Source organism: Bradyrhizobium sp. HKCCYLS2038 (genome assembly GCF_051167655.1).
GTDB lineage: Bacteria > Pseudomonadota > Alphaproteobacteria > Rhizobiales > Xanthobacteraceae > Bradyrhizobium.
Genome location: NZ_JBNPTM010000008.1, coordinates 203,597 through 217,782, shown reverse-complemented (window position 1 = coordinate 217,782; position 14,186 = coordinate 203,597). Strand labels below are relative to the sequence as shown.

13 protein-coding genes are annotated in these 14,186 nt (G+C 67.0%); 5 read left to right on the top strand and 8 right to left on the bottom strand.

The genetic code is table 11. From position 1 onward, the window contains the following. Window positions 1-4: 4 nt before the first annotated feature. Window positions 5-1,411, bottom strand: a complete 1,407-nt coding sequence (locus ACQR1I_RS30310; RefSeq protein WP_434869747.1) for a serine hydrolase domain-containing protein — start codon at window positions 1,409-1,411, stop codon at window positions 5-7. Between the two features lie 141 nt (window positions 1,412-1,552). Then, the gene (locus ACQR1I_RS30305) at window positions 1,553-2,617 is read right to left on the bottom strand and encodes a helix-turn-helix domain-containing protein (RefSeq protein WP_434869779.1); all 1,065 of its coding nucleotides are present in this window, start codon (window positions 2,615-2,617) and stop codon (window positions 1,553-1,555) included. A gap of 140 nt (window positions 2,618-2,757) precedes the next feature. Between ACQR1I_RS30305 and ACQR1I_RS30300 the strand changes: the two genes are divergently transcribed. From ACQR1I_RS30300 to ACQR1I_RS30290, 3 genes are all read left to right on the top strand, one after another. Next, complete coding sequence (locus tag ACQR1I_RS30300) at window positions 2,758-3,675, top strand: pirin family protein (protein ID WP_434869746.1); 918 nt, start codon at window positions 2,758-2,760, stop codon at window positions 3,673-3,675. Window positions 3,676-3,714: 39 nt separating this feature from the next. Next, on the top strand, window positions 3,715-4,629 hold the full coding sequence (locus ACQR1I_RS30295) for a phosphoribosylaminoimidazolesuccinocarboxamide synthase (protein WP_434869745.1): 915 nt from the start codon (window positions 3,715-3,717) through the stop codon (window positions 4,627-4,629). Window positions 4,630-5,291: 662 nt separating this feature from the next. Further along, on the top strand, window positions 5,292-6,137 hold the full coding sequence (locus ACQR1I_RS30290) for an alpha/beta fold hydrolase (protein ID WP_434869744.1): 846 nt from the start codon (window positions 5,292-5,294) through the stop codon (window positions 6,135-6,137). Here ACQR1I_RS30290 and ACQR1I_RS30285 read toward each other — a convergent pair. From ACQR1I_RS30285 to ACQR1I_RS30275, 3 genes are all read right to left on the bottom strand, one after another. After that, window positions 6,134-6,811, bottom strand: coding sequence for a nitroreductase (locus ACQR1I_RS30285; protein WP_434869743.1), 678 nt, complete (start codon window positions 6,809-6,811; stop codon window positions 6,134-6,136). The two genes, ACQR1I_RS30290 and ACQR1I_RS30285, sit on opposite strands and share 4 nt — an antisense overlap. A gap of 65 nt (window positions 6,812-6,876) precedes the next feature. Continuing rightward, entirely contained in the window at window positions 6,877-7,563 is a 687-nt protein-coding gene (locus ACQR1I_RS30280) for an HAD hydrolase-like protein (protein WP_434869742.1), read from the bottom strand. Window positions 7,564-8,136: 573 nt separating this feature from the next. Further along, on the bottom strand, window positions 8,137-9,000 hold the full coding sequence (locus ACQR1I_RS30275) for an ornithine carbamoyltransferase (protein ID WP_434869741.1): 864 nt from the start codon (window positions 8,998-9,000) through the stop codon (window positions 8,137-8,139). A gap of 134 nt (window positions 9,001-9,134) precedes the next feature. Here ACQR1I_RS30275 and ACQR1I_RS30270 point away from each other — a divergent pair, with 134 nt between their 5' ends. Beyond that, window positions 9,135-10,223: a mandelate racemase/muconate lactonizing enzyme family protein gene (locus ACQR1I_RS30270; protein ID WP_434869740.1), complete on the top strand. Its 1,089-nt coding sequence runs from the start codon at window positions 9,135-9,137 to the stop codon at window positions 10,221-10,223. A gap of 21 nt (window positions 10,224-10,244) precedes the next feature. On the opposite strand, the gene ACQR1I_RS30265 is transcribed toward ACQR1I_RS30270, so the two are convergent. Together ACQR1I_RS30265 and ACQR1I_RS30260 are read right to left on the bottom strand one after the other, a co-directional pair. After that, window positions 10,245-10,874 carry a glutathione S-transferase family protein gene (locus ACQR1I_RS30265; protein ID WP_434869739.1) on the bottom strand — a complete coding sequence of 210 codons (630 nt, stop codon included), beginning with the start codon at window positions 10,872-10,874 and terminating at the stop codon, window positions 10,245-10,247. 81 nt (window positions 10,875-10,955) lie between these two features. Further along, window positions 10,956-11,642 (bottom strand): phytanoyl-CoA dioxygenase family protein, encoded by a 687-nt coding sequence (locus tag ACQR1I_RS30260; protein ID WP_434869738.1) that lies wholly within the window; start codon window positions 11,640-11,642, stop codon window positions 10,956-10,958. A 264-nt stretch (window positions 11,643-11,906) separates the two neighbouring features. Here ACQR1I_RS30260 and ACQR1I_RS30255 point away from each other — a divergent pair, with 264 nt between their 5' ends. After that, window positions 11,907-12,509 (top strand): hypothetical protein, encoded by a 603-nt coding sequence (locus ACQR1I_RS30255; RefSeq protein ID WP_434869737.1) that lies wholly within the window; start codon window positions 11,907-11,909, stop codon window positions 12,507-12,509. Between the two features lie 62 nt (window positions 12,510-12,571). On the opposite strand, the gene ACQR1I_RS30250 is transcribed toward ACQR1I_RS30255, so the two are convergent. Then, a complete protein-coding gene (locus ACQR1I_RS30250; RefSeq protein WP_434869736.1) occupies window positions 12,572-14,062 on the bottom strand; it encodes an NAD-dependent succinate-semialdehyde dehydrogenase in 1,491 nt (496 codons plus the stop codon). Between the last annotated feature and the right edge of the window lie 124 nt (window positions 14,063-14,186).

The following is a 14,186-nucleotide window of genomic DNA, read 5'->3' as shown; positions in this document are numbered from 1 at the left end:
AGCGTCATTCCCCCCGCGTCGCGGACATCACGTCGCTCACGAGCTGCGCCACGCCATCGGCTTCCGGCGGCCAGTTCACGGTGCGGCCGAACCGCGCGATGACCAGGCGCTCGGAGGGGATGACGACCACATATTGGCCGATCGTGCCCTTGGCGAAGAACGCATCGCGCGGCCAGCCATGGGAGATCCGGTAGTTGGCGCCAAAGCTGTCGCCGCGATTGGTCCAGAAGCCGGCGCCGAGGCCGACGAAGGCGCCGGGCGTCGGAGTGCTGACATAGTCGACCCAGCCCGCGGGCAGGATGCGGCGGCCACCGACGACGCCGTCGTCGAGATAGAGCTGGCCGAGCCGCGCCCAATCGCGCGCGGTCGCCAGCATCTGGCTCGATCCCTCCGGCGTGCCGGCGGCGTCGAACTCGATCGTCACGTTGCGCATGCCGAGCGGATCGAACAGCTCGCGCTGCGCAAAACGAAGCACTTCCGCAGCACTGCCGCCGGCGGCGTCGCGGATGAGATGGGAGAGGATGACGGTGTTGCCGTCGTGATAGTTGCTGACCGCGCCCGGTGTGGTTTCCAGCGGCATGGACTCGGCGAACGCGGCGCGGTCGGGTTCGATGAACTTCATGCGGTTGACCGGCTCGAGCGCCGACGACAAGGAGGCCTGCAGCGAGCTGCCGAGCGCGAGCCCGGCGGTGTGGCGCAGCAGATGATCGACGGTGATGGCATGGCGCGGATCGCGCTCGCTCTGCCACGCGGCGACCGGCGCGGGCGCATGCAGTGCGAGCTTGCCCTGGCGGACGAGAATGCCGATCAGGGTCGCGGTCATCGACTTGGTCGCGGAGAAGCCGAGCAGGGGCGTGTCGAGCGCAAAGCTGGGGGCGTAGCGTTCGGCGATCACCTTGCCGTCCTTGAGCACGACGACGGCATGCGTGCGCCGGAACGGCGGCGCGTCCGGCTCGGCAAAGGCGCGGTCGAGCGCCGCAGCGAGCGCTGGCGTTGCCGGCGGCACGAGGCGCGGCGGAGCGATGTCGGGCAACAAGGCCGGCGCCGGGGCAGCGGGCCGGATGGTCGGCCAATTCCCGCCCTCGCCATGGTCCATGTGGCAGCCAAGCCCATCGCGAAACACCGCATGGCTGCGGCCGAGCCCGAGCAGGGTCACCGTGACGTCCTTGGCGGCACGATCCACCTGGACATTCATGGCCCAAGTCAAAAGACCGGCGCCGGGCATCGCCGCCTGAGTTTCGGCCAGCACGCCTGCCGGATCGAGGCCGGAGACGAACGTCTCCGAGCACAGCGTGCTGGCCATGAAGCCGGTCGCGACCTGGGGCACGTCGCGGGCCCGGACGGCGCCCATGGCGAGGGCAGACAGAGCAACGGTCGAAACGAGGACGAGCAGCAGGCGGCGGCGGGTCATGGCAAGCTCCGGCAGATGGACTTGCCGGACGACACCGCAGCTTCGGCCGAACGGCTCGCCGATTTTGAAACCTGCCCCCGCCGGAATTGGCTGCCACCTCGCCGATTTCGAAATTCTCCTTTGATTTCAACTCCTCGAAGATCACGCCGCGTCCAGCCTCAGCCGCCGGAACTCGGTCGGCGTCACCCCCGTCGCGGCCTTGAAGGCGCGGTTGAACGGGCCGAGCGACTGGAACCCGGCGTCCATGGCGATGGTGATCACGGGCACCTCGGCCTGGGTGGGATCGGCGAGCGCGGCCTTGGCTTCCTCGATGCGGTGATTGTTCAGGAAGGTGTTGAAGTTGCGGTAGCCGAGCTCGCCATTGATCAGCCGCCGCAGCCGGTACTCGGGAATGGACAGCTTGGTGGCCAGCATGCCGATGGTGACGTTCTCCTGGCGATAGATCCGCTCGTCCGCCATCAGCCGCGTCAGCGCCACGACCAGCCTGCGGTTGGCGGCCGTCTCGGCGATCGCAGCCGGCGCCGGCGCCTCCGTGACGGCCTGCGGCGTCTCCGCAGCGAACACATCGCCGGCGCCGACCTTCAACAGCATCAGCGCGACGGCGCCGACGACGGCCAGCAGCATTGTCGCGTTGATCACATTCACCAGCTCCGACGGGCCGCTGCCACCGGCTGCGATCTGCAGCAGCGCATTGACGCCGCCATAGACCAGCGCCGCGATGACGACGAAGGCGCGGACGCGCCGCCGTCCCTCGACGAGATCAGCCGACCACGAGCGGATGGTCTGCGCCAAGGTCAGGCAGACGAAGCCGAGCGCCAGCAGATTGTTCGCGACGATGACGAGCCGCACATGGCCGGCCGGGCCGAGCACGAGGCAACTGATCAGGCTGAAGCCGAACACCGCAAGCCAGATCGCGCCATGCGCCCAGCGCAACCGAAAGCCGTCATCGAACAGCGCGCGGCAGAACAGCCAGAGCACGACGACGTCGGATGTCGCGACCGCAATCAACGGCGCGAACGCCAGCGACGGCGACGCGCGGCCGCCGATGTTGAACGTCGCCGCATGCGCCGCCGAGCCGAGCGCCAAGGCGACGGCAAGCCGGCCGACCGACTGCCTGTTGAGCTCGCGCCACAGCGACGCCGCCAGCACGGCCAGCAACGCTGTCGCGGCGGCGCGGAACGCGAGGTCGAGGCTTTCGAGCGGCATCATCACAAATCCGTTTGCAACGGTGGAACTCTAGGCCGGAGCTGCGTTCCGTTCAAATCACGAGGGCGCCGCGACCTCGTGCCCTGCCCGCGCCCTGGCGAAGCTGCTAAGCTCGGAGCATCACATCGCAGGAGCGCCCCATGAGCTGGCAGCCATCGATCGATCCCGAATTCGGCGATCCCACTTCCTGCGAGGCGCTGGAGCATGTCATCGTGCCGCGCACCCGCGATCTCGGCGACGGCTTCGCCGTGCGCCGCGCGCTGCCGCATGGCCGGCGGCAGATGGTCGGCCCCTTCATCTTCTTCGATCATTTCGGCCCGGTGCAGTTCGTCTCCGGCAAGGGCATGGACGTGCGGCCGCATCCGCATATTGGGCTCGCCACCGTCACCTATCTGTTCGACGGCGCCATCATGCATCGCGACAGCGAGGGCAACGTGCAGGAGATCCAGCCGGGCGCCATGAACCTGATGACCGCCGGACGCGGCATCGCGCATTCCGAGCGCACGCCCGATCTGCAGCGGCAGAACGGCCAGCAGATGCTCGGCCTGCAGAGCTGGATCGCGCTTCCCGTTGAATCCGAAGAGATCGCGCCAAGCTTCCAGCATTACGCGGCGAACGCGCTGCCGACCGCCAGCGACACCGGCTTCTCCGCGCGGATCATTGCCGGCAAGGCGTTCGGGAAAGCCTCGCCGGTGACGATGGTCTCGCCCTGGTTCTATGTCGAGGTGACCGCGCAAGCCGGCACGATCGTGCCGCTCGATCCCGACCATGAGGAGCGCGCGATCTACATCGTCGATGGCGAAATCGAGATCGCGCGCGAGCGCTACGAGGGACCGCGGCTCCTGATCTTCCGCCCCGGCGACGCCATCAGCGTCCGCACCGTCAAGCCGACCCGGATGATGTTCTTGGGCGGCGACGCGCTGGAGGGGCCGCGCCATGTCTGGTGGAATTTCGTCTCCTCCAGCAAGGAGCGCATCGAGCAGGCCAAGCAGGACTGGAAAACCGGCCGCTTCGCCGCCGTTCCGCAGGAGCATGAGTTCATTCCGCTGCCGGAATAGGCTATGGGAAGCAATGCTCCCTCTCGAAGGCCAGACACGATGACCACGCTTCTCGCCAGCAATCTGCCGCTTCCGAAAATAGGCCGCGGCAAGGTCCGCGACATCTATGCCGTCGGCGACGACCGCGTGCTGCTGCTGACCACCGACCGCATCTCGGCCTTCGACGTCGTGATGAACGAGACCATCCCTATGAAGGGCGCGGTGCTGACGCAGATCTCGGCGTACTGGTTCAACGCGCTCGAAGGCGTCGTGCATCACCATATGATCTCGGCCGATACCGATGCGATTATTGCCGAAGTGCCGGCGCTCGCGCCGCATCGCCAGGAGATCCTCGGACGCGCGATGCTGTGCAAGCGTACCACCGTGTTTCCGATCGAATGCGTGATCCGCGGCTATCTCTCCGGCTCGGCCTGGAAGGAATATGCCGCGAGCGGCACGCTCGCCGGCGAGCAGCTGCCGGCGGGCCTGGTCGAGAGCCAGAAGCTGGAGCCTGCGATCTTCAGCCCGGCGACCAAGGCCGAGACCGGCCATGACGAGAACATCACCATCAGCAGGATGCGCGAAGTGGTCGGCGACGACACGGCGTATACGCTCGAGAGCATGACGCGTGCGGTCTATACGCTGGGCGAAAACCTCGCCCGCGAGCAGGGCATCATCATCGCCGACACCAAGTTCGAGTTCGGCCGCGACAAGGACGGCAACATCATCCTGATCGACGAGGTGATGACCCCCGACAGCTCGCGCTTCTGGGCGGTCGACGCGTATCAGCCGGGCAAGCCGCAGCCGAGCTTCGACAAGCAGCCGCTGCGCGACTATCTCGACGCCGAGCGCAAAGCCGGCCGCTGGAACGGCGACGCCCCACCCCCGCCGCTGCCGCAGAGTGTGGTCGATGCGACGAGCCAGCGTTATCTGGAAGCGTTCCGGCGCGTGACGGGACGAGAGCTGAAGATTTGAAGATCGCAAGCTCATGCGCAGACCTACTTGAGTTTGAGATTTTTTGACGTAGCTCATCATCGACAGCGTGCATCGGGGACCCCCACCCCGACCCCTCCCCGCAAGGGGGAGGGGCCAATCCGGGACGGCTTTCTTAGTCCAATGCAAACTGCTCGGCTCTTCTGCACGTGATCATGTGGCAAGAGGCTCGCTCTCTCTTCTCCCCTCGGGGGTGGTGGTCCACTCGGCACGGCCATTATGATGCGCGCAGACGCACCAACACGCCCGCAGCGCCGTCGCGCCCGAGTTGGTCACACCAATGCCCTCCGGAAATGCCGAGGGCGCAGGGAAGGCCGGACCTCGACTGAGGCCCGTGGCCCGCCTGCTCAAAAAATGCAGGCGGCAGGAACCACAGGTCAGCCGGACAGCCCGGCCCTCCCTGCGCGATGGGTTTAACGTCTGCTCCGTGCTCTCCCCGGGGACCGGGCTTTCTTGCCCCCGTCATCCGCGCGACACGTCATGTCACGCGAGCTTAGCGCCAGCGTCGGGGCGCCAGGACCACACGGCTTGAACGTCCGCGAATTGCCAATCGTCCAGCGCATCAGCACCTGACAGACTCGCGGCCACCGCTCCCCGTCTCAACGTATCGTGACGACGCGTACGCCCCTCTGCATGAGGACGGGATGGCGCGGATCAGAATACGATTTCTGAAAAAGCGCAAGCTTTATTTTGCGGAGCGACCGGCTCGCCGCAGCCGTAGGGTGGGCAAAGGCGCGCCAACCTGCCGCGATGGGCGGGCCATGTCGCTATCGAACGTGCTACAAAATCACATGACCCCAACCAGCGACATTGGCCTGATCCTGTTGCCCGGCATGGATGGAACGGGAGAGCTACTGAAGCCTCTCGCCGAGCGGCTGTCGGCGCATCGCCCGGTGTGCATCATGGCCTACCCGATCGATCGCCATCTCGATTACGTCGAGCTCACGGACTTCGTCGGAGAGCGCTTGCCAGGAGATCGTTTCGTCATCCTGGGCGAGTCGTTTTCCGGTCCGATTGCCGTCGCGATCGCCGCGACGAATCCGGACGCCGCGGGGCTGATTCTGGCGTCGAGCTTCGTCCGCCACCCGCTGCCGCAGTGGATGTCGGCACTCACCTGGCTCCTCGACGTGAGATGGATGCCCTCGACCGTCATCGCCGCGGCCCTCATGGGATCGGGGGCAACGCCGGAGCTTGCGCGGACGCTGCGCTGCGTCCTGCGTGAGCTGCCCCCATCGTTGCTGCGTGCGCGCGCCAGGGATGCGCTTCGCATCGACGAGCGCCTCCGTCTCGGAGAGACCACCTGCGCGATGCTGTGCCTGCATGGCAGCGCCGACCGCCTGATCGGTCGCGACGAGATCAACGATATCGTTGCAGCCCGTCCCGACTGCGAGCTGCATCGGCTGGACGCCCCTCACATGCTGCTGGCGACCCTTGCCGACGCTGCGGCCGCCATCATCGACGACTTCTGCAATCGCCTGGCGCGCAACTAATCCTCGAACCCCACGAATACCGTGGCGTCCTTCACGGACTTCCGTTCCGACACCACCGCATTCGCCGGGAAATCGTGATCGGGCCAGCCGAGCGCGATGCTCTTCATGATGACCTGGTCGTCGGCGATGCCGGCGTGCTCGCGCACGACTGGCGACTGCATGATGCCCTGGCTGTTGATGACGGCGCCGAGGCCGCGCGACCAGGCGGCGTTGACGAGCGCATTGGTGACGGCGCCGCAGTCGAATGGCGTGTCGTCGCTGCCGTCGAGCGCGCGGTCATAGGTCACGATGATGCAGACCGGCGCGTCGAACTGGCGGAAGCCGCGCAGCACCCAGTCCTGCCGCTTGTCCTTGTCGTCGCGCGCGATGCCCATTGCCGAGAACAATTGCTTGGCGACCTGCACCTGCCGATCGCGATGCGGCCCGGCAAACGGCTGGCCGATGCGGAATTCGCGCGATTGCGGGACGCCGGCCACCATGCGCTCGGTGTTGCCGGCGCGAATGCGGTTCAGCGGCTCGCCGGTGATGACGTAGAAATTCCAGGGCTGGCTGTTCATCGACGACGGCGCGCGCATCGCGAGCGTGATGATCTCCTCGATGAGCTCCCGTGGCACCGGGTCCGGCTTGTAGCCACGGATGCTGCGGCGGCCGAGGATGACGTCGTCGAATTGCATGTGTATCCCGGAATGATCGTTGAAGAGGCCGCGATATTCGCGGCTTTCCGGTTCCGCCGCAAGACTCACGCGCCGCGTGGGCGGTGCTCGGCGTTCAACATCGACAGCACGGTCGCAGCCAGATCGGCGGGACTTTCCACGATCCGGTCTGCGTCGGCCGTTTCGAGTTCGTCGCGGCTGCCATAGCCCCAGAGCACGCCGAGACTGCGCATCCTGACCGCATGGGCGCCGGCGATATCGTGGCGGCGGTCGCCGACCATCAGGCTATCGCGCGCCGCGATATTCCGCATCGTGAGAATATGCGCCAGCAGCTCCGGCTTGTGATCGAGCGCCCCCGACGGTACCGAGCCGTGAATGGCGGCGAACAAGGCTGCGAGACCAAGATGCTCCAGGATGCGCCGCGCGAACTCTTCGCGCTTCGACGTCGCGAGATAGAGCCGCAAGCCAGCGCCATGCAGTTGCTGAAGCGCGTCGCGGATGCCGGGATAGAGCTCGCTGCCGAACAGCCCGCTCTCGCCATAGTGCCGGCGATAGGCCGCGACCGCGGCATCGACGCGATCATCGCCGTACGCCTGCAGCAGCACGCGGAGCATGTCCTGCAAGGGCGGCCCGATCACGCTGCGCACATCGAGCGTGTCATCCGGCGCGTGCCCCAGTTCGCGCAACGCCGCGAATGTGCTCGCGGCGATGCCCGGCTGCGAGTCGATCAGGGTGCCGTCGAGGTCGAGGAGGACTGAATGAGCCTGGGACATGCAGGACTCTAGCTGCTGGCGCGAAACGCGTAAACGGCGGCGACGCCGGTGATTGCAAGCTGTGCCGGCTGCTTGATGATCCGAGTCACCTCAACGACGGTGCGCTCCCCTCCCCCGCGCCGGCATCGCGCCAGCGATGTCGGCGTGCGGGGAGGGGTCGGGGGTGGGGGCCTCCGGGCGATGCGCGATGTGATGGGTCCGTTGTCAGGAGCGCGCCGAGACGGCAACGCATTCTGCATCGGCGGGAAATAGCGATGGACTGGAGCGAGGATTCGACGCCGCGCGCCACGAGCTCTCGCGCGTGTAGCCCCCACCCCCGACCCCTCCCCGCATCCGGCAACCGCTGCGCGCTTGCCGGCCGGGGGAGGGGAGCGCAGCGTCATCGCGGCGAGAGCTTGGCTCGATTATGTAACGGCTCATGATAACTCATCAGCTTCTCCATCTCTTGATGACCACCGCCGTCTCAACGACAGCGGCGCCCTCCCCTCCCCCACGCCGCATCGCGCCAGCGTTGCCGCCTGTGCGATCGGAAAATTGCGTTCGAGGTCGAAACACGCTGTCCTGTAGAGGCTGTCACGGCGCTGCGAACACCCATTCGAGCGCGGAATTCTGTGCGTGCAGCAGAAACGACTTTGCCTGCACCACCCGGCAGGCGCGATGTCGCATGGCATCGTCGGACACCTCCTGCCCCCGCGTCACCGGTGGACAGGGCAGGAAGTCCAGATCCGGACGGAGACCATCCAGCAGCGCTGCGGTGATTTGATAGTCCTGCAAGGCAGCGGCCTCGTCGTCTCCCGGCCAGCAATCCGTGATGATCACGTCGGCGTCCTGCAATTCGCCGAGATCGGTCGTCACGTGAAAGCGCGGTGACTCTCCCGGCGCATGCCAGCGCGCCGGATAGACCTGGACGACATCGATCGGAAGCACCTGCGCAGCCTCGATCCACGAGCCCAGGATGTTCGCCGCGGGCGCCACCACGGCGATCTTCAAGCCCTCGATCGCGCCGCGCCGATGCCAGAGGAAGGCGAGATCGCCGAGCGTCTCGCAGGGATGATTCTGCCGCGTGCGCGCGTTGACCACGGGGGCGTGCGCCCAGTGGGACAATGCGTAGAGCATTTCGAGCGCGGGCGTGCGGCAGACCACGGCATCGAACCAGTTGTCGAGATAGGCGGCGAGGTCCTCGACGGCCTCAGTGGCGTTGAGACGGATCGGCGTGTGCACGCAGAGGCCGCCCATCGCTTGCACGCCGAGATCGAAGGCAGTGGTATTGCGCCAGCCGCTATCGTCGACCACGAGCGCAACGCGCCGGCCGGTGAGCGCTTGCGGCATCGCGCGCGCCTGCCAGCAGGCGGCCAGCTCCTGCGCCCGCATCAGCATGCCCAGGATGTCAGCGCTATCGAGGTCGCTGAGGGCCAGGATGTCGCGATCTCCCGTCATGCACTCTCGCCCCATCCAGGGATCACGCAGACCGTAACCGAAGTCCTGCTCGTGTCCGCCATGCGCCGTTCGCAATTGCCCTTGCCACAGCACCAGCATAACCTTCGACAAAAATCCAGGGAAGGAACCGCGCGATGGCACAGATCACCACGATCGAGACCGGACTGCACCGCATTCCACTCACCGTCACGCTGTCCGACAGCACGCATGGCGAAATGACGGCGTTCGAGCTGATCACCTGCAAGGTGCGCGATGCCGACGGCGCCGAGGGCGTCGGCTACACCTATACGGTCGGCCGCAACGGCTATGCCGTCGCCGACATCGTCAGGCGCGAGATCCCCGATATCGTCGTCGGCCAGGAGGCCGACGACACCGAGGCGATCTGGCACCGGGTGTGGTGGGGCCTGCACTATGGCGGACGCGGCGGGCCGGTCGTGCTGGCGCTATCGGCGCTCGACATCGCGCTGTGGGACCTCAAGGCGCGGCGCGCGTCGCTGCCGCTGTTCCGCCTGCTCGGCGGCTTCGATGCGCGCGTGCCCTGCTATGCCGGCGGCATCGATCTCGATCTCCCGGTCGACGCGCTGCTGAAGCAGACCGACGACAATCTCGCGAAGGGCTTTCGCGCCATCAAGATGAAGGTGGGGCGGCCCGCGCTCAGTGCCGACGTCGCGCGCGTCGGCGCGATGCGCCGGCATCTCGGCGACGGCTTTCCGCTGATGGCCGATGCAAACATGAAGTGGACGGTGGAGGAAGCGATCCGCGCCGCTCGCGCGCTGCAGCCGTTCGATCTCACCTGGCTGGAGGAGCCGACCATTCCTGACGACGTCGCCGGCCATGCCCGTATCCTCGCCGCCGGCGGCGTGCCGATCGCGGCCGGCGAGAATCTGCGCTCGCTTTGGGATTTCAAGAACTACATCGCTGCCGGCGCGGTGTCCTATCCCGAGCCCGACGTGACCAATTGCGGCGGGGTCACCGCGTTCATGAAGATCGCCCGCCTCGCCGAGGCGTTCAACCTGCCGGTGACCAGCCACGGCGCGCACGATATCACCGTGCACCTGCTCGCCGCCTGCCCGAACCGTTCGTTCCTCGAAGCGCACGGCTTCGGCCTCGACCGCTACATCGCGCATCCCCTGGTGCTCGAAGATGGCATGGCGCTGGCGCCGACACGGCCGGGCCACGGCATCACGTTCGACTGGGACGGGCTGGCCAAGCTCGCGGGGTGAGGCGCGCATGCGCGCGGCCGGTCACGCCTTCGCGGAGGGGCGGCTCGCGACCTCGTCGTACCATCGCCTGAGATGACGAAGTTCGGCGGGCGGATCGAGTTTCGCGCGCGCGGCGAAGTCGGCGGCCACCAGGGCGCTGATGTCGGCGATCGTGAACTCGGCTCCGCAGACGAAGGCATGGTCGGCCAGCCGCGCGTCGAGCCACGCGAAGAAGTGCGCGGTGCGCAGGCGTCCGCGCTCGGCGAGGGCCGGGATCTGATCGAGCGGCAGCGGGCCGGGCAGCGCACGGTGCTCGAGCCCCGGCTGGCTGTTGCGAAAGTATTCCTGGATGGCGACGATGCCCTCCCACTCGATGCGGCGCAGCCAGCATTCGATGATGGCGCGCTGTTCCGGCGTGCGGCCCATCAAAGCTGGCTCCGGGTGCAGCTCCTCGATGTAGCGGCAAATCGCGACAATGTCGGTGATGGCGGCGCCGCTATCGAGCGCGAGTACGGGGACTGTGCACTGCGGATTGAGAGCCCGGAATTCCGGCGTGAACTGCTCGCCGGCGCGCAGGTCCATCTGCACGGTCGGGAGAGCGACGCCTTTCTCGGCGAGAAAGATCCGCACGCGGCGCGGGCTCGGGGCGGTCGGGGAGTCGTAGAGCTTCATGCGCGTCCTCTCTGCTGTCTTGATGCTGTCTTGATGCAATCTTTGTGGAAAGCGGCGCGCGGGATCAGGAGACGGGGCTCACTACGCTCCGAACACCTCGTCATCGTCCATGCGCACCGCGCGCAAGGTGCGCGTCCGGCGCCAGTCCTCCTGCTGCGCCGACAAGGCGTAGGTGATCAGCAGCGAGCGGCGGCGCGCGCCACTGCGGTTGCGCGTGGCGCCGTGCAGCAGGTTGACGTCGAACAGCAGGATGTCGCCGGCCTCGCCCGCGGTGACGAGCGCCGACGATGCCGCCTGCGCATCGTCGGCATCGCGGTGATGGGTGCCCGGCGCCAGCTGCGTCGCGCCATTGTCGGGTCCGAACGGATCGAGAAACGCGAGCGCCGAGACCGCGTCGGTGCAATGCCGGTCGACACCGTCGCGATGCAGCGGCTGCTGACCGCCCTCGGCGAGCGGCTCCCGGCCTTCGACCTGCCCGAGGAAGAACGGCGCCTTGAGGATGTGATGCACGGCGGCGAGCATCAGCGGCAGCCGGCAGACCTGCTGCACCAGAGGATCGAGGTCGACCATCGCATGGCGCCAGTCGCGGCCGCGCGGGACGGGCCATTGCTCCGACGGTCGCCTGCCCGCCTCGAAGGCGTCGCGCAGCGGCGCGATCCATGCCGCCGGGATGGCGCCGCGCAGCAGCAGGTAGCCGTCCGCGTCGAGACGGCGTGCGTCCGTCTCGGGAAGCCGGCCGATGGCGGCGCGTTGGGAGACGCTGGTCATGGTTAAGCTCGCATGTGTGAGGATCAGGCATTGGCATGGTCGATGATCAAACGCCGTCCGGCAAGGACCCGCTTGCCGTCCCGCAGTCCGGTGACGCGATCAGCGGCCGGCTGGGCCGGGACGATTGGTCGCGCGTCGCGTTCCGGTCGCCGCTGGCGGCAATTAAGACATCGTTAAGCCAGTCGACCTACGACTCTTCTCAGCAACGGCCGGAAATGGTCCGGAAACGTGAGGAAAGAGCATTCGGGCTCTTTGGCAGCTCAGATGGCGATCGTTCAAAGCACCAGCCAGATCTCTCCCGCGGCGGAGCGGATGTATCGCCAGAGCAACCTGCTCGGCGAATGGAAGGGCACGTGGACGGCCAGCGGCCAGGCCGTGAGCTTCAAGGTCGTCAACATCAGAGGCGCCGCCGCCACGGTCGAATACACCCACAACGGCCGCACCGAGCGCGGCATCGGCCAGGTCAACGGCGCCACCATCGACTTCGGCGCGGTCACGCTCGGCACCAAGAACGGCAAGAGCGCCGTGCTGCTGTTCTCGGCCGGCGGCGGCAAGGCCACGGCCATTCTGGACAAGCAGACGCCTCCCGCCGACGACAACAAGCTGGTCGGAAGCTGGGCCGGCTATTCCGGCGACAACGGCATGAGCGCGAACTTTCGCGTGCTGTCGGTCTCGGGCAAAGAGGCGCAGGTCAGCGTGACGACCAACGGCATCACGCGCCAGGGCACCGGCATTGTCTACAAGAACGTCATCATGTTCGGCCAGACCCAGATCTCGACCGACGACGGCCAGAGCGGCAAGGTCATCTACTCATACGGCGACAAGTCCTACACCGTGCCGGTAGGCAAGCTGCCCAAGACGGCTTGAGCCGAGTCGGTCTGAGCCGAGAATCTCGCGGCTCAGACGCCCGTAGTCTAGACCCTCGTAGCTTAGACTCCCGCCATCATCACATACTTGATCTCGAGATATTCCTCGATGCCGTGATGCGAGCCTTCACGGCCGAGGCCGCTCTCCTTGACGCCGCCGAACGGCGCGACCTCGGTCGTGATCAGGCCGGTGTTGACGCCGACCATGCCGGATTCGAGCGCCTCCGCGACGCGCCAGACGCGGCCGAGATCGCGCGCGTAGAAGTAGGACGCGAGCCCGAACGGCGAGGCATTGCACATCGCGATCACGTCGGCCTCGTCCTTGAATCGGATCACGGGGGCAAGCGGGCCGAACGTCTCCTCATGCGCGACCAGCGCGTCGGCCTTCACGTCCCGCAGCACGGTCGGCTCGAAGAAGGTGCGGCCGAGCGCATGGCGCTTGCCGCCGGTGACGACCTTGGCGCCGCCCTTGACCGCGTCGGCGATGTGACGCTCGACCTTCTCGACCGCCTCCGCGTTGATCAGCGGGCCCTGGGTGACGCCAGCCTCGGTGCCATCGCCGATCTTCATCGCGGCGACCTTGGCAGCGAGCTTCTCGACGAATGCGTCGTAGATCCCTTCCTGTGCATAGAGGCGGTTGGCGCAGACGCAGGTCTGGCCCATGTTGCGATACTTCGAGACCATCGCGCCTTCGACTGCGGCATCGACGTCCGCGTCATCGAACACCACGAACGGCGCGTTGCCGCCGAGCTCGAGGCCGAGCTTCTTCACCGTGCCGGCGGATTGCCGGTACAGGATCTTGCCGACCTCGGTCGAGCCGGTGAAGCCGACGAAGCGCACCGCCGGATGCTCGCACAGCACCTTGCCGATCGGAGGCGCGTCGCCTGTGATGATGTTGAGCGCGCCCTTCGGAATGCCGGCGCGCTCGGCGAGCACGGCGAGCGCCAGCGCCGACAGCGGCGTCTCGTTCGCCGGCTTCAGCACCACGGTGCAGCCCGCGGCGAGCGCGGGCGAGACCTTGCGGGTGATCATCGAGTTCGGGAAATTCCACGGCGTGATCGCGCCGCAGACGCCGATCGGCTGCTTCAGCGCCAGGAGGCGCGCATCCGGTTTCTGCGTCGGGATGGTCTCGCCATAGACGCGGCGCGCCTCCTCGGCGAAGAACTCGATATAGGCGGCGCCGATGTCGACCTCGCCGAGCGCCTCGGCCAGCGGCTTGCCCTGCTCGGAGGTCAGGATCAGCGCGAGGTCCTCGCGGTTCGCAATGATCAGCTCGAACCATTTGCGCAAGATATTGGAGCGCTGCTTGGCGGTCAGCCTGGCCCACAGCGGGAACGCGCGGGAGGCTGCCTCGACGGCCTGCGTCGTCTCCGCAGCACCGAGCTGCGCGACCTTGGCGAGTTCGACGCCGGTGGCGGGGTTGACGACGGCCAGCACCGGCTGGCCGATCCAGGCCCCGTCGATGTAGCACTGCTCGCGCAGCAGCGACGGATCCTTGAGGCGGTCGCGCAGGCTGGACGCAGCGGTGGCGCGGGCGGCGGCGGTCGATGTCATGGGGCAGTTCCTCCGAAGCGGTCGTTTCTCGCTTCGTATATAGCCCCCGGCCGGGACCGGCGCACCGCATGTGCGCGCCGTGACGGCACATTCGCGCAGGAAAACCGTACCTTTACGGCAGCAA